The following is a 21,494-nucleotide window of genomic DNA, read 5'->3' as shown; positions in this document are numbered from 1 at the left end:
CGGCCCCGGGCGGCCGTGCCCGTGCCTCACGGGCACACCACCTCGTCCCCGGTCACCGTGCCGAACTCGCCCTGGAAGGCGTTCTCCGCCCGTACCGGCACCACGCCCGCGTAGTCCTCGCCCGCGGTCACCCTCAGCGTCGGCCCCTGGCCCTTCACCGGCCGCATCTCGCAGCCCTTCAGCGCCGTCGACAGGCTCCGCGCCGAGCGGTCCCACCGCGGGTCGTACGAGATGAAGGTCTTCGGCACCGTGGTGTCGGTGTCGTTGCGGGGTGCCCGCGTGGTGGCGAAGCCCGTGCTGCGCAGGTCCGCGTCGACCCGCCGCCCCAGCCCCTCCGTGGCCGTGCCGTTGAGGACCTGGACGCGGATCTGCTGCGGGGAGACCTCGACGAGCTTCTTCTTCTGCGCCGACTTGGTGTGCGCGCCCGCCAGCGGACGGTCCTCGCGGATCATCCGGAACAGCCGCTCCGACTTCTCCGGGTCCCACTTCAGCGCCGAGCCCAGCCCCTGCACCTGGCCCATGGAGGTGACGGGCACGGAGGTGAACTCCGACGACGCCGCCGAGAAGCCGCGCATCGCCCGCCCGAGGGCCAGCATCTCGTCCGTGCCGAACTTCTCGTCCGCGCGCACCGAGCTGACCATGGTCGTCGCGACCTCCCGGAACCGCACCGGGTTCAGCAGCACCCCGCTGCTGGTCACCTGCTTGATCAGGGCCGCGACGAAGCGCTGCTGGCGCTGCATGCGCCCCAGGTCGGAGCCGCCGTCGACATGGCGGGAGCGCACGTACTGGAGCGCCTGGCCGCCGTTGAAGCGGTGCGAGCCGGCCGCCAGGTCCAGGCCGGTGTACTTGTCCTTCATGGGGCTGGTGGTGCACACCTCCACCCCGCCGACCGCGTCCACCGTCTTCATGAAGCTGGTGAAGTCGACCTCCAGGTAGTGGTCGATCTTCACCTTGGTCATCTGCTCGACGGTCCGCACGGTCAGCGCGGGGCCGCCCTCCGCGTACGCCGCGTTCAGCTTCACCGGGTGCGCCTCGTGCGGCCGGCCGCTGTTCTGGTCGGTGTGGGCGGGCAGCTCCGCGTAGCTGTCCCGGGGCAGGCTCACCACGCTCGCCCGGTCCCGGTCGCGGGAGAGGTGCACCAGCATCATCGTGTCGGTGCAGTTGCAGGGCGCACCGCCGAGGCGGTACTTCTCCTTCTCCTCCTTGGTGATCTTCTCGCGGCCGTCGGTGCCGACGACCAGGATGTTCATGCCGTGACCGCTGGCCGGGCGGTTTTTTATATCCCGGAACGGGTCGACCCGGGTGATGCCGCTGTCCAGCCCCGTCATCAGGGCGTGGCCGATCGCGCCCGCGCCCAGCACCGCCATGGAGAGCGCGGTCGCCGCCCGTAGAGCCCAGCGCGGTCGCCTCCTCCCCGGCGGCGCTGGGCGTCTGCTCCCGGTCCTGACCGGGGGGCCTGGGGGGCGCGGCCGGGGGCGGGGGGAGCGGGCCGGCGTGGGCACGAGGGGGACACCTCCGCGGGGTGCGGGCGAGGAACGGTTCCGAGCGCTGGTGCACACGGGTGACGAGGTCGGTCACGGGGGGAACGAGCGAGGAGCAATAGGGTGACGAAATGGTTACCGTGGGTGACGCGTTGCGACGGCGGGATTCCACCGGGTCCGAGGACCCGGGAGGTTCCCGGACGAGTGAGGGGAGATGCGGCTACAAGGGCGAATCCAGCACACCGTAGGCCCATACGATCGACGGTCGGTCGCACCGACCTGCCGCCGCGCGTCCGTGTCCCCCGTTCGCGGTAACGTGGCGAGCGATGAACGCCACGCCCCCCGTCTCCGTGATCATGCCGGTCCTCAACGAGGAGCGGCATCTGCGCGACGCGGTCCGCCACATCCTCGGCCAGGACTACGGCGGCGAGATGGAGGTGGTGATCGCGCTCGGCCCCTCCACCGACCGCACCGACGAGATCGCCGCCGAGCTGGTCCGCGAAGACCTCCGCGTCCGCACGGTGCCCAATCCGACCGGCCGCACCCCCGCCGCGCTGAACGCGGCGATCCGGGCGTCGAGCCACCCGATCGTGGTACGGGTCGACGGACACGGGATGCTCTCCGCGAACTACATCGCCACCGCGGTGCGCCTGCTGGCGGAGACCGGTGCGCAGAACGTCGGCGGCATCATGCACGCCGAGGGCGAGAACGACTGGGAGCGCGCCGTCGCCGCCGCCATGACGTCGAAGATCGGCGTGGGCAACGCGGCCTTCCACACCGGTGGCGTCGCCGGCCCCGCCGAAACGGTCTACCTGGGCGTGTTCCGCCGCGAGGCGCTGGAGCAGCAGGGCGGCTACAACGTGGAGTTCGTCCGCGCCCAGGACTGGGAGCTGAACTACCGCATCCGCGAGGCGGGCGGCGGGATCTGGTTCTCCCCGGAGCTGCGGGTGAGCTACCGCCCCCGGCCGTCGGTGCGGGCGCTGGCCAAGCAGTACAAGGACTACGGCCGCTGGCGGCACGTCGTCGCCCGCTACCACCGCGGCTCGATCAACCCGCGCTACCTGGCGCCCCCGGTCGCGCTGTGCGCGATCGCGGCGGGGCTGGTGGTGGGCGCGGTGCTGACCCCGTGGGGGCTGCTCGTCCCCGGCGGCTACCTGGCGGCGATCACGGCCGGCTCGGTGCCCGCGGGCAAGGGGCTGTCGCCGAAGGCCCGGGCGTGGATCCCGGTGGCGCTGGCGACCATGCACATGTCGTGGGGCTTCGGCTTCCTGACCAGCCCGCGCTCCCTGGCGGAGAAGGTCATCGCCAGCCGTCGCCCCGCGGTGACCGCGCCGACGGTGTCGTCGGGCAGCGCGTCCAGCTGACGCCGTTCACCCACGGAGAAGGGCCCCGGGCACGCGCCCGGGGCCCTTCTCCGTACGTCATGTTCCTACCAGGTGAAGCCGGGCTGGATCGGCATGCACGCGCCCTCGTCGTCACCGGCGAGCGGCTTCGCCGACTCGGGCGCCTTGCCGTCGCCCGTGGCCTTCGGCTTCGGCTGCGGGAAGGCGTCGCCCGTGCGCCAGTCCGCGCCGACGACCAGCGTGATGCCGCTGGTCCCGCTGCCCGGCGCGGCCTTCTTCACCGCGGTCAGCGGGATGCCCAGCGCCTTGGCGACCGCCTGGGCGTCGCCTTCGAGGTCGTTCGTCTCGTACCGGACGATCGTCTTCTGCCGCGGGTTCTTCACGGACGTCGCCACCGCCTGGGTGAAGCCCTTGGCGCCGAGGGCCGCGGTGATCTCGCCGGCCCGGCCGCGGGCGGCCGGCGCGCCGTCGCCGTCGGTGCCGTTCTGCACCCGGACCTGGATCTGGTCGGCGGGCGCGGCGGGGTCGCCCGACGTGGGCTCGGCCGGCGGGGTCGACGGCTTGGGCTTCGCCTTGCCGGTGGTGCCGCGGCCGTCGAGCGGCACGTCGTCGCGGACCATCTGGAACAGCTGCTCCGCGTCACCGGGCTTGGGCACGACCTTGCCCTGGAACCCGGGCCGGGTGGAGTACTCGTTGGGCATCGTCGTCATCGTGATGCGCTCCGTCGGCACGCTCTTGAGGGAGTTTCCGATGTCGAGCAGACCCTTGACGTCCTCGATGGTCTTGCTCACGGTGAGCGAATCAACGGCCGCGTTGGCCAGCTTCCGCAGCTTGTTCGGGTCGGTGAGCTTGGCGTTCTTCCGCAGCTCGCGCACCATCGAGTTCATGTACATGTGCTGGGCCCGGGCGCGGTACAGGTCGGTGCCGTCACCGAAGCCGTAGCGCGTCCGCAGCCACTGGAGCGCCTCCTCGCCCTTGATGGAGGTGGTGCCCTTCTTCAACTTCAGATGGGAGCCTTCGCCCTTGCTGTTGAGGGAGTGGACGTTCTCCTCGACGCAGACCGGGACGCCGCCTATCGCGTCGGCCATGGAGACCACGCCCGCGAAGTCGAGCATGATGAAGTGGTCGATGCGTATGCCGGTGAGCTTGTACCAGGTGGCCACCGTGCAGCCGGGGCCCCCGCGCCCCAGCGACTGGTTGGTCTGGGTGAAGGTGCTCGCCGGGTTGGTCTTGTCCTTCTTGGGGTCCCGGCACTCCGGGATGTCCAGCATCGTGTCGCGCGGCATGCTGATGACGGAGATGTTGCTGCGGTCGGCGGAGAGGTGCACCAGCATCTGCACGTCGGCGAGCGGGGCGTTGCCGTAGGTCTTCTTCGCGCCGCCGAGCCGCTGGTTCTCCTTGGAGTTCCGCGCGTCGGAGCCGATGAGCAGGATGTTCAGCGGCGTCTGACCGGCGGCGTTCGGCTTGTGGTCGGCCATGTCCTGGCCGAGGTTCAGCTCGTCCTTCTTGAGTTTTCCGTTGAGGTACTCGTAGTAGAGGTATCCGGCCCCGGCCGTGCCGAGTATGAGGAGCGAAAGCACGGAAGCGGTCCACCGGAGCGCGCGTATCTTGCCGCTCTTCACTTTTTTCCTGCTCTTTCTGGTCTTGCCGTCGGTCCTGCCTGAGCGCGCGCCTTCGGGCGCCCGTGAATGTGCCTGCGCGTGCCCGGACGCGGGGCCCTCGACCCCGCCCCGCGCGCCCTCCCGCGTACTGCTCCGTCCCACCCCATGCCCCCTGGTGTCACGCGCGCCGCGGGACCCGGAGCAACCGGGTCACTTGGCGCACAGTTGCTTGTCCGCTTCGACCTTCTGGATGCCCTCCGGGGCCTTGGTCTTGCCGCCGGGGAGGGGTACGCCGGGCTCGTCGAAGTCCTTGCCGAGGACGAGCTTCATCGGCTCGGTCCCCACGGAGTCCGCCGCCTTCGGCTTGAGCGCGGTGGCGGGCAGGCCCATCAGATCGGCGAGCGCACGCGCCTGGTCGGCCTGGTTGGGGCCGTACTCCAGGGTCGTGGTCGCCTGCTCGGGCGCGTTGGACTCGTTGCTCGACTTGTTCACCTGCTTGCCCTGGAGCCAGGTCAGGGTCTTCTGCGCGGAGCCCGTCGGGCCGCCGCCGTTGTAGACCGCGACCCTGACGTCGGACGCTTCGGCCCGCGGGCCGTCGAGCGGTCCCGGCGTCTTCTTCCTGCCCGCCTTCTCCTTCTGCTCCACCTCGGTCAGCGACACGTCGTTCCTGATCATCGCGAACAGCTGCCGGGCCTTCTCCTCCTTGAGCACGACGGCGGAGCGGTCGGCGTTGTCGTCCACCGGCACGGTCGCGAAGGTGATGTTCTTCGGGTTGACCTTCGACATCTCCATGCCGAGTTCCTGGAGCTTCTTGATGCTCCCTATGCCCTTGTCGACGGTGAGCGCCTTGGTGGCCGCGTTCGCCAGGTCCCACATCTTCGTGGGGCTGGTCAGGGTCTCGCTGGACTTCATCTCGCGGATCATCGAGCTGAGGAACTGCTGCTGGAGCTCGATCCGGCTGAGGTCGCTGCCGAAGCCCACGGACTTGCGGGTCCGCACGAAGGCCAGCGCCTCCTCGCCCTTGACCTTGTGCTTGCCGGCCGGGAGGTTGAGCTTGGAGTCCTTGTCGTTGATCGGCTTCGCGAGGCAGACCTCCACCCCGCCCACCGCCGTCGACAGCGTCTTGACGGCGTTGAAGTCCGCCATCATGAAGTGGTCGATCTCGATCCCGGTCAGCTCGGTGACCGTCTCCATGGTGCAGCCCGGATTGCGGCCGTCCACGCCCAGGCTCTCGTTGAACTTGGTGTTCCGCGTGCCGGGGATCGCCTGCCCCTCGGCCGTCTTGCAGTCGGGGATGTCCGTGAGCAGGTCACGGGGGATCGACAGCGCCGTCGCGTTCGACCGGTCCTTGGAGACGTGGAAGAGGATGGAGGTGTCCGCGTGCCCCTTGCTGTTGCGGTCGCCGTACGAGGTGTTCCCCGTGCCGGTCCGCTTGTCGGTGCCGAGCACCAGGATGTTGATGGCCTCGTCCTTCTTGAAGCCGCCGGTGCCCGCGTCGCCCACGTCGATGGTGTTGAGGTTGCCTTCGAGCCGCTGGTAGACGACGTACGCGCCGACGCCGCCGGCCGTCATCAGCAGCGCGAGGCTGCCGCCCGTCCACATCAGGACCTTCTTCTTGCGGGACGCGCCGGGCTTGCGCTTGCGGCGCCCCGCGGAGGGCGAATGCGCGCCGTCGTCCCCGCCGCGCGCCCGGCGCGAGCGCTGGCCGGGCACGGGTGCCTGGGCCTGGCCGCGTCCCGGGGCGTCGGTGCGGTGTCCTTCGGGCGCTCTGGAACCGGGAACGGTCGGCGCCCCTGCGGGATTCGCCGACGGCGACGACTGCGCTGGGGATTGGTCCAGTCGCAGTTCGTACGTGCCGGTCTGCGGGTTGAGCACCCACTGGTCGGCGGGGTCGATGTCGTCCGCCCGCCCGCGGCTATGCGCATCCACGGTATTCAGATTCCTCCGTCGGTGCCACGCGTTGCGCCTCCGCGAAGGGCGCACGGTCTCTCGTTCCAGCAGCGCACGACGCAAGCCGGGGTACCGGATCGCGTCACACTATCCGCCCGGTTCATTGCGGAGCGACGGGCGTGACACATTCCACGCCCCTTACAACCGGGCATTCCACCCAATCCGTGTGGTGCGACTCCATGCTTGGACATCGCTTTACTCACACGTCACGGTTTACTCACATACGTTCACCGCCGCATTCGTGCCGGAGTAGCTGGGACTGGTGCTTGCGCTCGGCCCCTCACTGGGGGACGAACCGGGCGCGCCCGAGGGGTTCGTGAGGGCCTGGGAGCGGTGGGATCCGGCCACGTCCGGACTCCGGGAGCCCGCCGCGTCGCGCTCCGTGCCGCCGGCCTTCGGGTCGCCGCTCTTCGTGCCGCCGGCCTTCGGGTCGTCGGTCTTCGTGCCGTCGGTCTCGGAGCCGGGCGGGCGCACGGTGATGGGCTGGTCCTCGCGCAGCTGCTGGAACAGCCGCGACGCCTCCGGCTCCACCAGTTCGTCCCGGTTCGCATTCGCCGACCACGGCTGCCGCGGCACGGTCAGGAACTGCACCCGCTCGGTCGGGATGCTGCGCAGCGAACGCGTCAGGTCGTACAGGTCCTTGAGCGAGGCCAGCCCCGGATCGGTCGTCAGCGACTTCGTCGCCGCGTCCAGCACCGGATACAGCTTCGCCGGGTTCAGCAGCACACCGTCGCTCTGCACCTTCTTCACCAGTGAGCCGAGGAACTGCTGCTGGCGGCTCATCCGCTCGGTGTCGCTGCCGTCCCCGATGGACTTGCGGGCGCGTACGTACCCGAGCGCCTGCTCGCCGTCGAGCGTCTGGCGCCCGGCCGGCAGCTCCAGGTGCGCGGCCGGGTCGTCCACCGGCTCCTTCAAGCAGACCTCGACGCCGTCGACCGCGTCGACCATCTCCTTGAAGCCGCTGAAGTCCACCACCATGTGGTGGTCGATCCGCACCCCGGTCATCTTCTCGACCGTGCGGATGGTGCAGGCGGCCCCGCCCCGCTCGAAGGCGGAGTTGAACTGCCCGAACCGCTCCTCGGACCGGCTCCCGTCCGGCGTGCGGCAGCTCGGGATCCTCACCATCAGGTCGCGCGGGATCGACACGGCCGTGGCGCTCTGCCGGTCGGCGGCCAGGTGCAGCAGGATCGCGGTGTCCGCGCGCTGGCTGCCGCCGTCGTCCCGCCCGTACTTGCTGTTCCCCTTGCCGCGGCGGGAGTCCGAACCGAGCAGCAGGAGGTTCTTGGCGTCCTGGGCGACCGGGACCGGCCGCTCCTTCTCGTACGTCTCCAACTCGGCCGCGGCCGCGGTGTCCGGGGTGATGTTCGCGTCGAGCTTCCGGTAGAACCACCACGTCGTCGCCGCGCCCGCGAGCAGCACGACCGAGACGCCGAGCGCGGTCCAACGGAGCCAGTGCCGTTTGCCCTTGGGGCCGTCGCCCGCGCCCGGCGGCGCCTCGCCCTCGGGGGTGAACTTGGGTTCGACGGGGAGGGCGGCGTGGTGCTCCTGGCCGTCCCGGTCGTCCGGGCCGGGCGGTGTGCCGGCACTGTCCGTCACTTCTGCGTCCATCCTTCACGGTGTCGGCGGTGCGCTGGACCGCCGATCGCAGGACTAGACGGCTGAACCTCGCGCTTGGTTGTGCCTGAAAACACGGGTATCGCCGATCATCCAACGGAGTTGGGGGTCGAGCCCGGGGGGCTCGACCCCATGTGCGCCATCTGGGGGTATTCCCGGCGCTTTGCCGTTGGATGTACGTGTACGGAGGCTACTGCGGAGCGCCGTCCACCACGGTGTGCGTCACCCGCTCGCTCTCGACCCGCTGACGCAGCCCGTCGGCGGACAGCCGGTCCAGGTGCCGGCAGAGCACCACGGACGCGCCGGCCGCCAGCGGCGCGTACAGCCCGGCGGCCAGCCCCGCCCAGGAGTCGTAACCCCGGTCCGTCAGCAGTCGAGCCCCCGCTTCGAGCCCCAGCTCGGCGGCGTCCGCCCGGGCCCGCTCGACCAGCTGTACGGCGCTGAGCCCGGCGCCGTCGACGAGCAGCGCGGGCGCCTGCGGATCGACGGGGACGAACGGGGCGAAGCGGTCGCCCTGGCCCGGGACCTCGACCGCGTAGTCCATGAAGCCGACCGGCGGCTGGGGGAAGCGCCCGCCCAGCGGACGCAGCGCCAGGGCCACCCGCTCGCCGGAGCAGGCCCGCGCCTCCTCCAGGGCGTCCGGGCCGCTCACCACCAGGTCCGCGTCCGCGGGGTCGCCGCCGACCTCCACCGTCACTCCGACCGAGGCGGCGGCGAGCAGCCAGACGGCGCTCTGCCAGTGCGCCGGCAGCAGCAGCGCGAGCCGGTCGCCGGGCTCGGCCGCGAGGTCGCCCTGGAGCAGATTCGCCGTCTTGGCCACCCAATTGGCGAAGGTTGCGACGGACAATTCCACGCGTTCACCGGTGGCGTCGTCGTAGAAAGTGATCAAGGGGCGCCCTGGGTCCGCTGAGAGGGCGGATCGCAGCAGGTCGGCGGGGGTGCGGTCGCTGGCGTTCACCTGCGCAAGGGTACGCGCGGCCCGGTCGCGCCGTCCCTCGTACCGGTGACGCGGTCCACCGGTCGGCCCGTTGCGAACCCGCGACGCGCGCGCCCTCCCGACGAGCGGGGACGGTGACGGGGCATCAGGATCTTCTCCATGCGTGGATTCCTGTCTTCCTCGACCGGTGTCGCGGCCTGCGCCGCGCTCGTACTCCCGCTCTCGCTGTCGGCGAGTGCGCTTGCTGCGCCGGCGCACTCCGACCGTCCGGCGCCGCCGGCGCACCCAGCGGAAGCCGGGCGCGCCGGCCTCCCGGAGGTCCCCGTCCCCGACGTGCCTGATGTTCCTGATGTTCCTGACGTCCCGGGCGTCACCCAGTCGCTCCCGATCCCGGCCGGCGCCGATTCGCCCACCAACCGCACCATCGCCCCAAAGGCCCGCGAACGGACCCTGCACCAGCGCGAGGTCCAGCCGTTCTCGCTGGTCGGCGTGGTGTGGGAGGACGCCGGCAGCGACCTCCACGGCACCGTCCAGGTCCGCACCCGCGCGACCGGCACCGGCGCGTGGTCCGGCTGGCAGGACCTGGAGACCCACACCGCCGACCACGGCGCCGACCCCGGCAGCGCGGAGGGCGCGTCCGGCCGGCTCCGGGGCGCCACCGCCCCGCTGTGGGTGGGCGCGTCCGACGGCGTGGAGGTGCGCGTACGTCCCGAGGACGCGGCGCACGCCGGGGAGCACGCCGGGGACGCCGACGCGGCGCCGTTGCCGCGCGGGCTCCGCCTGGAACTCGTCGACCCCGGCGAGACCCCACCCGCCGCCGACCCGGGCCCGGCCCCCGGACCCCGGGCGCTCGCCCCGGCCGCTGCCGACGAGGGCGGCGCCGGGCTGCGGGACGCCACGGCGAAGTACGTGGGCCCCCGCCCGTCGATCGTCACCCGCAAGAAGTGGGGCGCCGACGAGTCCCTGCGCGAAGGCGGCTACGCCTACACCTCGACCGTGAAGGCGGCCTTCGTCCACCACTCCTCCACCGGCAACAACTACACCTGCAAGCAGGCCCCTTCCGTGCTGCGCGGCATCTACCGCTACCACGTGGTGAGCAGCGGCTGGCGGGACTTCGGCTACAACTTCGCGATCGACAAGTGCGGCACCATCTACGAGGGCCGGGCGGGCGGCGTGACCAAGGCGGTCCTCGGGGCGCACACCCTCGGCTTCAACTCCAACACCATGGGCATCGCGGTCCTCGGCACCTTCACCGGCACGAACCCGCCGGCCGCGGTCCAGACCGCGATCTCCCGCCTGACCGCCTGGAAGCTCGGCCTCTTCGGCCGCAACCCCACGGGCAAGGTGACGCTGACGTCCGGGGGCAGCGGCAAGTACAAGAAGGGCAGAAAGGTCACCTTCGGCGTGATCGCCGGCCACCGCGACGGCGTCTCCACGGACTGCCCCGGCACGCGCCTGTACAACAAGCTGGGCACCATCCGCACGGCATCGGCGAAGTACCAGGGCCGCCCGTGAGATAGCGCGGGCCGGTGCGGGGCGCCTGCGGTGCGCAGGTTGCCTGTGGGTTGCGGGTCTGGGCCCTTCACCCGCGGGCTCTTGCGGGGTGCGGGTGCGGGGGCCCTCCGGGCTCACCTCCTCGCGGTCGGCGGCATGCAGGCCACTCGTAGCGGCGAGGTCGCCAGGCCGCCGATCCGCTGCGGGGGCGACCCTGCACGCCCCCACCAGGAGCACAGGCCAAAAGGACCGGAGCCAGCCCCGCGACGCACGGGTCGGGTGTCCTGGCTGGGGGCTACAGGAGGCCGATGTCCACCTTGGGCATCTTCGGCTTCCGGCGGGGCGGTATCCGGCCGCCGAGCAGGACGTAGCGTGCGGCGCGGTGGCGCTGGCCGGCGTAGGGCGCGAGCAGTTCGAGCATCGCGGCGTCGTCGGCGTCGCGGTCGCCCGCCAGCGCGTAGCCGACGATCCGCGGCAGGTGCAGATCGCCGAGGGTGAGCGCGTCCGGCGCGGCGTGGCTGCGCTGCACGGTCTCGGCGGAGGTCCACGGGCCGACGCCGGGCACCAACTCCAGCCGGGCCATCGCGGCCTCCGGCTCCATCGCCACGGCCTCCTCCAGACGCCGGGCGACGCGGGCCGCGCGCACGATCGTCGCCGCGCGCTTGTCGTCGACCCCGGCGCGGTGCCACTCCCAGGAGGGGATGAGCGCCCAGGCACGGGGCTCGGGCATCACGTACATCCCGGCTCCCGCCGCGGGACCGGGCGCGGGCTCCCCGTACTTGCGCACCAGCAGCCGCCAGGCGCGGTACGCCTCGTCCGTCGTCACCTTCTGCTCCAGGACCGACGGGATCAGGGACTCCATCACGAGTCCGGTGCGGGTCAGCCGCAGCCCGGGACGGCGGTGACGGGAGTGCGCGACCAGGCGGTGGCGCGGGGTGAAGGCGTCGGGCTCGTCGTCGGCGCCGAGCAGCCCGGGCAGCGCGTCGAGCAGCCACTCGGCGCCGTCCCCCCACGCCTCGGCGACCACGTCACCCGCGCCGCCGGGCCGTACGCAGAGGGTGCCCGGCCCGGTGGGGGTGCGGGCGGTGCGCCAGATGGAGCCGTCGGACGCGGTGCGGTACGCGGGGTCGGCGGGCCCGCGCCGCAGTACGCCCAGCACCAGGCCCAGGTCGACGGGCCACGGTGGAGTCCAACGACGCACGGCCCCGCCGGCGTGAGCGCTCTGCGCGGTCAGCCGTCGGGCGGTGGGAACTCGGGGTGCGAAGCGGCCAGACACGGGGTCCTCGGGAATGGATGGTCTCGTGCCTACGAGAGTAGGCGCCCTCACTGACAACCGACCCGCGTGCGCCATGGACCACGGGCGACCTGCGCACCGAGTACCTGGCTCGTGCGTCGCGGGGCTGGCTCCGGTCCTTTTGGCCTGTGCTCCTGGTGGGGGCGTGCAGGGTCGCCCCCGCAGCGGATCGGCGGCCTGGCGACCTCGCCGCTACGAGTGGCCTGCATGCCGCCGACCGCGAGGAGGTGAGCCCGGAGGGCCCCCGCACCCGCACCCCGCAAGAGCCCGCGGGTGAAGGGCCCAGACCCGCAACCCACAGGCAACCTGCGCACCGCAGGCGCCCCGCACCGATCTACCGCACGGTCACGAACTCCGCCGCGTCCCTCGGGCCCCGCGGCTTCGGGGGGCCCGCTGCGCGGCCCACCGCGACCGCGCCCATCGGGTCCCAGTCGGACGGCAGGGCCAGCACCTCGCGCACCACGTCGCGGCAGAACATCGTCGAGGAGACCCACGCCGAGCCGAGCCCCTCGCCGGCGAGGGCCACGAGGAAGTTCTGCACGCCGGCGCCCGTGGCGACCACGAACATCTCGCGCTCCGCGCCGTCGCGCCGCTCGTCGCCGTAGTGGTGCGAGCCGTCCATGACGAGGCACGGCACGACGAGGTACGGCGCCCGGCGCAGCACGTCGCCGCGGCGGATCCGCTTGGTGATGGACTCCTCGGACTTGCCGTCGCGCCGCAGGTCGGCGATCCAGGCGTCCCGCATGGCGTCCAGCAGCCGTACGCGCGACTGCGCGGACTCCAGCAGCACGAACCGCCAGGGCGTGGTGTGGTGCGGGGCGGGCGCGGTGACCGCGGCGGCGACCGCGCGCCGCACCGTGCCGGGGTCGACGGGCTCGTCGGTGAACTCGCGGACCGTGCGCCGCTGGGTCACCGCTTCCCGTACGGCCTCGGACGCACCGAGCCGGAACATGTCCTCCGCCGCGTCCCGCACCAGCGCGCGCGCCCCGTCGGCGTCGTCGTGGGCCACCACGTGCGCCAGCCCGCGGACCACGGCCACGGGCCGCCCCGTGGCCTTCCCCTTCACCAGGTCGCCGGCCGCGGCGAGTTCGTCCGCGGTCGCGGTGATGGTCGCGGCCAGTGCGTTGCCGTGCGGGTCGGTGCCGCCGCGCAGGTCGTCCAGGACGCGGACGCCCGCGGCGCCGATCGCGACGTCGGTCAGCCCGTTGCGCCAGGGGCGGCCGAAGGTGTCGGTGACGATCACGCCCACGTCGACGCCGAGCGCCTTCCGCAGGCCCGCGCGCACGGTGCGCGCGGACGCGTCGGAGTCCTCGGGCAGCAACAGCACGGTCCCGGCGGGGGTGTTGGAGGCGTCGACGCCGGCCGCGGCCATCACCAGGCCCTGGCGGTTCTCCACGATGCGCAGCTCGCCGCGGCGGGCCACGACCCGTACGGTCTCCGCGTCTATCGCGGCCTCCCGGTCCCGGGCGGCGATGACGCGTCCCTCCGCCTTGCTGACGACCTTGGAGGTGAGGAGCACGACGTCCCCGTCGGCCAGCCCGGGCTCCGCCGCGGCGATCAGTTCGGCGAGGTCGTCCCCGGGGTGCACCTCGGGCACCCCGTCGGGGGCCCACACCCGGTACGAGGCGGCGGGCCCGCTCATGCGCGCACCTCCGCCGCCAGCGCCAGCGCCTGCCGCGCCATCTCGGCCGTCGCGTCCTCGTCGGTCATCATCAGCGGCACCGCGCGGCAGCGGATCCCCGCGGCCTCGACGGTGGCGACGGCGTCCGCGTCGACGGTGTCGACGAGCCAGCCGTCCAGCAGCCCGGAGCCGTAGTGCGCGGCGACGGCCGCGGCGGTCGCCTCCACGCCGACGGCGGCGAGCACCTTGTCCGCCATGCCGCGCACCGGGGCGTTCCCCACGATGGGGGAGAGGCCGACGACGGGCACGCCCGCCTCGGCGATCGCCTCGCGCATCCCGGGCACGGCGAGGATCGTGCCCACGCTGACCACCGGATTCGACGGCGGGAAGAGGATCACGTCGGCCGCGGCGATCGCCTCCAGCACGCCCGGCGCGGGCTTCGCCTGCTCCGCGCCTACCGGCACGACGGCCTCCGCGGCCACGGACGCCCGCAGCTTGACCCAGTACTCCTGGAAGTGGACGACCTTGCGCTCGCCGTCGATCTCGACGGCGACGTGGGTCTCCACCCGGTCGTCCGACATCGGCAGCAGCCGCACGCCCGGGTTCCACCGGGTGCACAGCGCCTCCGTGACGGCGCTGAGCGGATAGCCCGCGGCGAGCATCTGCGTACGGACGATGTGGGTGGCGAAGTCCCGGTCGCCCAACCCGAACCACTCGGGGCCGACCCCGTACGCCGCCAGTTCCTCCTTCACACGGAAGCTCTCGTCGGTACGCCCCCAGCCCTGCTCTTCGTTGATGCCGCCGCCGAGGGTGTACATCACGGTGTCGAGGTCGGGGCAGACCTTGAGCCCGAACAGATGGATGTCGTCACCGGTGTTCCCGATCACGGTGACGTCCGCTTCGGGCGCGGCCCGCTGAAGACCGCGCAGGAAACGGGCGCCGCCGATGCCGCCGGCCAGAACCACAATTCGCATGCCCGCAGTTTCTCAGGCGGGCACCGCGTCCCGGGCGGCCGGTGCGCACCGGGCGGCGTGCATCGGCATCTCGGTCAGACCCGGGTGGTAGACGTGCAGGGAAACGGCGGGTTCGAACGCTTCGTTGACCACTTCGTGCACGTACCCCGGCGCGAACACCCGGTGCGCGCCCGGCGCCAGCCCCTGCGAGGCGTGCTCCGACCGCTCGGTGAGCCGCCCTTCGAGCACGGTCAGCACCCCGGACGACGGCCCGTGGTCGTGCAGCCCGGTGCCCTGGCCCGGCAGCCACGACAGCAGCCACACCTCGTACCCGGGCCCGGTGCGCAGCCGGTGGTACCAGCGGCTGGTGGCGTCGTACTCGACGAGGTGCGCCCACTGCCCCCGATCGGCGGCGAGCGCGCGCGAGAGCCCCACGAAGTCGGCCACGGTGGCCGGGTGCTCGCGCGGGGGCTGGAGGAGGTGCTGTACGGAGAGGATGTCGCCGGCGATCTGGAGGTCGCTGTCGCTGTTCATGGTGCGGTGGTTCCTCGGCTGGAAGCGTGCGTTTCGCATTCGGGGTGCGCCAGTGCGTGGCCGCGCCGGGAAAGGGCGGAGCAGCAAGAAGGGCGCAGGGGCGTGCGCGGAAGAACTGAAGAGGGCGTGCGTGCCGCGTCAGCGCTGACGACAACAGCGACAGCGAGCCTGCACAGCGCTGCGGAACCCACGGACAGGGGTCGCGAAAGGCGCGGAGGCTGCTGATGACATGCCACCAAAGGTGGCGGCTGCCCCTCATTCGTGTCAACTCCGCGCCCCCTTTGGCGGCAATCTTTCACCTCATCCGGTTACGGAGCGCGAAGAAAGGTTTATGCAGTGCCACCGTCAGGGACATCGCGCTGCGATCGCGTGACCGCCTCGGGCCGCTCCGTGACCCGACTGTGATCCGGATCGCTTCGCGCACCCGTCTGCAACAAGATCGAACTGACGGGCGTCTTCCTCGGTGAGAAGGGAGGATGCGGACAGGTCAGGGGCGGTTGGCGGTAAGTGTCAGATTTTTGCTGATTTGAACACTTTCCGTATACCCTTGGTTCCGCAGAGTGAATACGGGGCCCAATAGCAGATCTCCGCTTGACTGCCCCGGAGCCACACACTTGTAATTTCACTCGTGTCGTTCGGCCGAATCGATCACGGCAACATCACGGGGACGCCAAGACAGACGAGGGGCGCACATGACCGAGCTGTTCGAACAACTGCTGGTCGAGGACGCGGATGACGAAATCGGCTGGCAGGAGCGCGCATTGTGCGCCCAGACCGATCCCGAGTCCTTCTTCCCCGAGAAAGGCGGCTCCACGCGGGAGGCCAAAAAGGTGTGCCTCGCCTGTGAAGTCCGCTCGGAATGCCTTGAGTACGCCCTGGCGAATGACGAGCGATTCGGCATCTGGGGCGGGCTCTCGGAGCGTGAGCGCCGCCGGCTGAAGAAGGCGGCGGTCTGATACCCGCCACCGGCCGCCGACACGACCACGACCCGCCACACCCCCGGCCCGCGCCGGGGGTGTTCCGTTGCCCCGTCAGACGGACGACCTCCCCGCCGTGTTGACGGCCCGTACGCCACGCGCACCCGGCCGCCCGGCCCCCGTGCCCGTACGCCGCTGACCCGCGCCTTCGGCCCGTACGTCGCGGCAGCCCGCGCACCGCGCAACCGGCCTGTACGTCGGGATGGCCCGGGCCTTCGGTCTGTCTGCTGGGAGGGGGCGTGCAGGGTCGCCCCCGCAGCGGATCGGCGGCCGAGCGACCTTGCCGGCGCGTGTGACCCGGATGCCGCCGACCGCGAGGAGGTGAGCCCGGAGGGCCCCCGGTGCCCGCACGCCACGAGAGCCCGCGCACCGAGCGACCGTACCCGCGCACCAAGCACCCGAACCCGCACCCGCGGGCACCCCGCGACCCCGGGACCCGTACGCAACGGGCAACCCGAGCGTCAAGCGCCCGCGCCCCGCGCAGCGCGCGCCGCAAGCAACCCGCACCCCCCACCCCGCCCCACACCTCCCGCACCGTCACACAACCCGCACCACACCCCTCCCGCCTACCGATATCGTGTGGCCCCGTCCCAGACGCTGAAGCGCCCCTCCCGGGCGATCCCTGGCCGGAGGGCCCCAACCCGATGTCCGCCACCACCGCCGCGTTCACGACCTCCCACCCGCAGGAATTCCCCCGGCACGTCGTCACCGCCGTCGTCGTCTCCCACGACGGCGCACGCTGGCTCCCGCACACCCTCACCGGCCTCCTCGCGCAGGCCCGCCCGGTGCAGAACGTCATCGCCGCCGACACCGGCAGCGCCGACGAGTCCGCCACGCTGCTCGCCGAAGCGCTCGGCGCGGAACGCGTCCTGCACCTCGCGCGCCGCACCGGCTTCGGCGCCGCCGTCGAGGAGGCCGCCCGCACCGCCGCCGTCCTCACCCCCGACGACCTGCCGTATCTGAAGCGGCCCAGCGGGTGGGACCCGGTCACCCGGACCTGGCAGGACGAGGCGTACGACATGCCGGAGTTGCCGTACGGCGAACCGGTGCAGTGGCTGTGGCTGCTCCACGACGACAGCGCCCCCGAACCCGCGGCCCTCGCCGAACTGCTGCGCGTCGTCGACGCCGACGACCACACGGTGATCGTCGGCCCCAAGCTCCGCGGCTGGTACGACCGCAAGCAACTCCTCGAAACGGGCGTCTCGATCGCCAACAGCGGCCGCCGCTGGACCGGCCTGGACCGCCGCGAGCAGGACCAGGGCCAGCACGACCAGGTCAGGCCGGTGCTCTCGGTCTCCTCGGCCGGCATGCTCGTGCGCCGGGACGTCTTCCGGGAACTCGGCGGCTTCGACCGCCGACTGCCCCTGATGCGCGACGACGTCGACCTGTGCTGGCGCGCGCACGCCGCCGGCCACCGCGTCCTCGTGGCGCCCGAAGCGGTCCTGCACCACGCCGAGGCCGCGGCCCGCGAGCGCCGCACCGTGGACTGCGCGGGCCGCACCTCCGCCAGCCCGCACCGCGTCGACAAGGCGGGCGCCGTGTACGCCCTGCTCACCAACGCCCGTGCCGCGCTGCTCCCGTTCGTCCTGCTGCGCATCCTGCTCGGCACCCTGCTGCGCGCCCTCGCCTACCTCGTCGGCAAGGCCCCGCGGCACGCCGTCGACGAGATCACCGGCCTGAGCGGCGCCCTGCTGCGCCCCGGGCGCATCATCGCCGGCCGCGCCCGCCGCAAGAAGGCCCGCCGCGTCGACACCCGCGAACTGCGCCCGCTCTTCCCGCCCGCCTGGGCCACCGTCCGCGTCACCTTCGAGCGCGCCGCCGGCTACTTCGGCGGTGGCCGGGGCAGCGGTGGCACCGGCTCCCGCTCCCGCCAGAGCGCCGGCGGCGGCGCCGTCGAGTCCGGCCCCGGCGGCGAAGACGCGGACTATCTGGAGGTCGAACAGTTCGCCCGGCTGAGGAAGCTCGCCCGCCGCCCCGCGCCCGCGCTCTTCGCCGTCCTGCTCCTGGTCTCCCTCGTCGCCTGCCGTGCACTGTTCTCCTCCGGCGCCCTCGCCGGCGGCGCCCTGCTGCCCGCGCCCGGCGACGTGTCCGAGCTGTGGGGCAGGTACGCCGACCAGTGGCACCCGCTCGGCACCGGAGGCACTCAGACCGCCCCGCCGTACCTCGGCGTCCTCGCCGGGATCGCCGCGGTCTTCCTCGGCTCCACCGGCCTCGCGCTCACCGTGCTGCTGGTGTGCTCCGTGCCGCTCGCCGGACTCAGCGCGTACGTCGCCTCCCGCCCCCTCGTGACGTCCCGGCTGCTGCGCGCCTGGGGCAGCGTCACCTACGCCTTCCTGCCGGCCGTGACGGGCGCCCTCGCCGCCGGCCGCCTCGGCACCGCCGTCCTCGCCGTGCTGCTGCCGCTGATCGCGCGCGCCGCGGTCGCCGCGCACGGCTTCACGACCGGCGGCCCGACCAGGGGCAGTTGGCGCGCCGTGTGGACGTACGCCCTGCTGCTCACCCTCGCCACCGCGTTCACGCCCGTCGTCTGGCTGTTCGCCCTCGTCCTCGGCGTCGGCGGGCTCGTGGTGCGCCGTGCCGACCCCGTCGCGGCCGGGCTGCGCTTCCTCGCCGTCCTCGCCACCCCGCTGGTCGTCCTCGCGCCCTGGTCGCTGACGCTGCTGACATCACCGTCCCGCTTCTTCGACGAGGCCGGGCTCGACATCGGCGGAGGCCGCGCCTCCGGCTTCGACCTGCTGACCTTCAGCCCCGGCGGCCCGAAGGCCGCCGGCACGGTCCTGCTGCTCGGCGTCATCGCCGCCGCGCTCGCCGCCCTGCTGCGCGACGAGCGCCGACTCGCCATCCGCACGGCCTGGGCGACCGCCCTGACCGGCTTCGTCTTCGCCGCCGTCACGAACGCCGGGTCCGACGGCGGCTCGTGGGCCGGCCCCGCGACCCTCGTGTACGCCCTCGCGCTGATCGCCGCCGCCCTCCTCGGCGCCGAACTGGGCCGCACCCGCGTCTCCACCCGCGACTTCGGCTGGCGCCAGCCCGTCGCCGTCCTCGTCGCCGGCGTCGCCGCCCTCGCCCCCGCGCACCTCGCCATCGGCTGGATGCTCAGCGGCGCCGCCGGCCCGCTGGAGCGGCGCGACCCGGTCCAGGTGCCCGCGTTCGTCGCCGAGGAGAGCATCACCCGGGACCAGCCGCGCACCCTCGTCATCGGCGGCACCAGCGCCGCCCGCGTCCCGTACGCCCTCGTCCGCGGCTCCGGCGCCCGCCTCGGGGACGCCGAACTCGCCGCCGCCGCGGACCGCGACCCCGGGCTCGACCGGGTCGTCTCCCGACTCGTCGCCGGCTCCGGCGCCGACCAGACCGCCGAGCTGAGCGGCTTCGCGATTCGTTACGTCCTCGTCCGCGACGGCGCGCCCCGGCAGACCGCCCGCGTCCTCGACGCGACCCCCGGACTCAGCCGGCTGAGCCAACTCGACGGCAGCGCCCTGTGGCAGGTGGACCGCCAGGTGGCCCGGGTGACGATCGTCAGCGGCAAGGACGACCCGCTGCCCGTCGGATCCGGCCCGGTCACGGCCAGCACCACCGTCCCGGACGGGGCGAACGGCCGCGTCCTGCGCGTCGCCGACCGCGCCGACGACGGCTGGCGCGCCACCCTGAACGGCCGCACCCTGCCGAAGAAGACCGTCGACGGCTGGGCCCAGGGCTTCGAACTCCCCGCCGAGGGCGGCCGGCTGGAACTCTCCTACGACCAGGGCGCCCCGCACACCGTCTGGCTCTGGACCCAGGGCTTCCTTGTGCTGGTCCTCGTGGTGCTGACGCTGCCCGGCAGGCGCGGCGAGAAGGACGACGACCTGCCGGAGACGACGGACGCCGCCCCCTTCGCCGGCGCCCGCACCGGCGGCGTACCGACCCAACCCGGCCCCGCCGACGCGCCCGAGGCCACCGGAACGACCGGGGGTCGCAGGTCGCACCGGCGCGAACGCCCGCGACCCCAGCCCACCCCGGCACCCCCCGGCCACCTCCCGCACCAGCCGTCGTACGAGGACCCGGCCCCCGCCTACGGCGAGCGCCCCGCGCCGTACGACCCGCCCCCGTCGTACGAGCAGCCGTACGACCCGACCCCGCGCAGCTCCTACGACCACCGCACCACCGACGTCACCCGAGGCGAGTCCGAGTGAAGCCCACGACCACCTCCCTGCTCGCCGCCGTGGCCGCGCTCGGCGCCGTCACCGCGCTCGCCGCCGTCACCGCCCCGGGCACCCCCGTGACCACAGTGGAGACCAAGCTCACCCCCCGTCTCCCGGTCGAGCGGTCGAACCTGCTGTGCCCCGCGCCCAGCAACGCCGAGGTCGCCGAGACCACGTACACCTCCTTCACGCCGAAGCCCAGCGGCCCGCCGCACTCGACGCAAGCCGCCAAGGGCACCGCGGAGCTGCGCCCGGGCACCGTCCAACTGGTCGCCACCGCAACCGAAACCACCAAGAAGCCCGACGGCGGCACCGGCAAGCCGGTGCTCTCGCTCACCGCCCCCGGCAAGCCCGCCGCGGCGACCGTCAACGGCAGCGACGCCCCCGCCCTCGTCGGCCAGGCCGACGGCCACCTCGCCCCCGGCTGGACGGCGCAAGCGACCACCGCGGTCACCGCCGGCGACGCCCGCGGCCTGCTCGGCACGGCCTGCACCGGCCCCGACACCGAAGCGTGGTTCCCCGGCGCCTCCACCGCCGAGGGCCGCCGCGACTACGTCCACCTCACCAACCCCGACGACACCCACTCCGTCGTCGACATCGAGCTGTACGGCAAGGACGGCCAGCTCAAGACCACCCTCACCGACGGCCTCTCCGTCCCCGCCCGCGGCAGCGCGCCCGTCCTGCTCTCCACCCTGACGACCGAGGCGCTGCCGGACCTGACCGTCCGCGTCACGACCCGCTCCGGCCGGGTCGGCGCCGTCGTGCGCACCGCCGAGGACGCCGTCGGCAGCGACTGGCTCGCCGCCTCCGCCGACCCCTCCGCCACCGCCGTCCTGCCCGGCATCCCCGCCGACGCCACCTCGGTGCGCCTGGTCCTCTTCGCCCCCGGCGAGGCCGACGCCGAACTCAAGGTCCAACTCGCCGCCCCCGGCGGCAGTCTCGTCCCCGCCGGCCACGAGACCGTACGGGTCAAGTCGGGCATGACGACCACCGTGGACCTGGCGGACGTCACCAAGGGCGAACCGGGCTCCCTGCTCCTCACCCCCGCCCACAAGGACCTCGCCACCCCCGTCGTCGCCGCCCTGCGGGTGGTCCGCGGCACCAAGGCCGCGCAGGAAGTCGCCTTCATCCCCGCCGCGGAGCCCGTCGGCGACCGCGCCAGCGTCGCCGACAACCGCGCCCAGGGCACCACCCTCGCGCTGACCGCACCCACCGCGACCGGCAAGGTCAGGGTCACCGCTTCGACGGGCACCGGGGGCGGCGAACCGACCGTCGCCACCTACACCGTGAAGGCCGGCACCACGCTCTCGTTCGCCCCGCCCGCGCCGGCAGGGCTGACCGGCTCGTACGGCCTGACCGTCGAGACGGTCTCCGGCGGCCCGGTCCACGCGGCACGCACGCTCGCGCTGCCGCGCGGCGGCGTGCAGATGTTCACGGTCCAGACGCTGAGGGACGACCGGAGCACGGTCGCGGTGCCCGAAGTGGAACGGGACCTGTCAGTACTGGACGACTGAGAG

14 protein-coding genes are annotated in these 21,494 nt (G+C 73.0%); 5 read left to right on the top strand and 9 right to left on the bottom strand.

Annotation, left to right across the window (positions count from 1 at the left end):
* Positions 1 to 26: 26 nt before the first annotated feature.
* Positions 27 to 1,367, bottom strand: coding sequence for an LCP family protein (locus AB0E05_RS33610; protein ID WP_361970860.1), 1,341 nt, complete (start codon positions 1,365 to 1,367; stop codon positions 27 to 29).
* 440 nt (positions 1,368 to 1,807) lie between these two features.
* Here AB0E05_RS33610 and AB0E05_RS33605 point away from each other — a divergent pair, with 440 nt between their 5' ends.
* Entirely contained in the window at positions 1,808 to 2,845 is a 1,038-nt protein-coding gene (locus AB0E05_RS33605) for a glycosyltransferase family 2 protein (RefSeq protein ID WP_361970858.1), read from the top strand.
* A 65-nt stretch (positions 2,846 to 2,910) separates the two neighbouring features.
* Here AB0E05_RS33605 and AB0E05_RS33600 read toward each other — a convergent pair whose 3' ends face one another.
* The 4 genes from AB0E05_RS33600 to AB0E05_RS33585 form a co-directional block, all read right to left on the bottom strand.
* Positions 2,911 to 4,587: an LCP family protein gene (locus AB0E05_RS33600; protein ID WP_361970856.1), complete on the bottom strand. Its 1,677-nt coding sequence runs from the start codon at positions 4,585 to 4,587 to the stop codon at positions 2,911 to 2,913.
* Between the two features lie 48 nt (positions 4,588 to 4,635).
* A complete protein-coding gene (locus tag AB0E05_RS33595) occupies positions 4,636 to 6,354 on the bottom strand; it encodes an LCP family protein (protein ID WP_361970854.1) in 1,719 nt (572 codons plus the stop codon).
* Between the two features lie 234 nt (positions 6,355 to 6,588).
* Positions 6,589 to 7,983, bottom strand: coding sequence for an LCP family protein (locus tag AB0E05_RS33590; protein ID WP_361970853.1), 1,395 nt, complete (start codon positions 7,981 to 7,983; stop codon positions 6,589 to 6,591).
* Positions 7,984 to 8,179: 196 nt separating this feature from the next.
* Entirely contained in the window at positions 8,180 to 8,947 is a 768-nt protein-coding gene (locus tag AB0E05_RS33585) for a TIGR03089 family protein (protein WP_361970851.1), read from the bottom strand.
* A gap of 138 nt (positions 8,948 to 9,085) precedes the next feature.
* Between AB0E05_RS33585 and AB0E05_RS33580 the strand changes: the two genes are divergently transcribed.
* Positions 9,086 to 10,441 carry an N-acetylmuramoyl-L-alanine amidase gene (locus AB0E05_RS33580; RefSeq protein WP_361970849.1) on the top strand — a complete coding sequence of 452 codons (1,356 nt, stop codon included), beginning with the start codon at positions 9,086 to 9,088 and terminating at the stop codon, positions 10,439 to 10,441.
* 274 nt (positions 10,442 to 10,715) lie between these two features.
* Here AB0E05_RS33580 and AB0E05_RS33575 read toward each other — a convergent pair whose 3' ends face one another.
* The 4 genes from AB0E05_RS33575 to AB0E05_RS33560 all read right to left on the bottom strand — a co-directional run bounded on the left by AB0E05_RS33575 (position 10,716) and on the right by AB0E05_RS33560 (position 14,822).
* Entirely contained in the window at positions 10,716 to 11,654 is a 939-nt protein-coding gene (locus AB0E05_RS33575) for a DNA-3-methyladenine glycosylase 2 family protein (RefSeq protein WP_361970888.1), read from the bottom strand.
* Positions 11,655 to 12,048: 394 nt separating this feature from the next.
* Positions 12,049 to 13,356: a coenzyme F420-0:L-glutamate ligase gene (locus AB0E05_RS33570; RefSeq protein ID WP_361970847.1), complete on the bottom strand. Its 1,308-nt coding sequence runs from the start codon at positions 13,354 to 13,356 to the stop codon at positions 12,049 to 12,051.
* Complete coding sequence (gene cofD / locus AB0E05_RS33565; RefSeq protein ID WP_361970845.1) at positions 13,353 to 14,309, bottom strand: 2-phospho-L-lactate transferase; 957 nt, start codon at positions 14,307 to 14,309, stop codon at positions 13,353 to 13,355. Before cofD ends, AB0E05_RS33570 begins: the two co-directional genes overlap by 4 nt.
* Before the next feature lie 12 nt (positions 14,310 to 14,321).
* Positions 14,322 to 14,822 (bottom strand): cysteine dioxygenase family protein, encoded by a 501-nt coding sequence (locus tag AB0E05_RS33560; RefSeq protein WP_361970844.1) that lies wholly within the window; start codon positions 14,820 to 14,822, stop codon positions 14,322 to 14,324.
* A gap of 692 nt (positions 14,823 to 15,514) precedes the next feature.
* Between AB0E05_RS33560 and AB0E05_RS33555 the strand changes: the two genes are divergently transcribed.
* From AB0E05_RS33555 to AB0E05_RS33545, 3 genes are all read left to right on the top strand, one after another.
* The gene (locus AB0E05_RS33555) at positions 15,515 to 15,778 is read left to right on the top strand and encodes a WhiB family transcriptional regulator (RefSeq protein WP_006348971.1); all 264 of its coding nucleotides are present in this window, start codon (positions 15,515 to 15,517) and stop codon (positions 15,776 to 15,778) included.
* Positions 15,779 to 16,443: 665 nt separating this feature from the next.
* Positions 16,444 to 19,968 carry a glycosyltransferase family 2 protein gene (locus tag AB0E05_RS33550; RefSeq protein ID WP_361970843.1) on the top strand — a complete coding sequence of 1,175 codons (3,525 nt, stop codon included), beginning with the start codon at positions 16,444 to 16,446 and terminating at the stop codon, positions 19,966 to 19,968.
* On the top strand, positions 19,965 to 21,491 hold the full coding sequence (locus AB0E05_RS33545) for a DUF5719 family protein (RefSeq protein WP_361970842.1): 1,527 nt from the start codon (positions 19,965 to 19,967) through the stop codon (positions 21,489 to 21,491). Before AB0E05_RS33550 ends, AB0E05_RS33545 begins: the two co-directional genes overlap by 4 nt.
* Positions 21,492 to 21,494 lie beyond the last annotated feature (3 nt).

This window comes from Streptomyces sp. NPDC048057 (assembly GCF_040653095.1).
GTDB lineage: Bacteria > Actinomycetota > Actinomycetes > Streptomycetales > Streptomycetaceae > Streptomyces.
The sequence above is the reverse complement of the archived record's forward strand: the minus strand, read 5'-3'. Positions and strand labels throughout refer to the sequence as shown.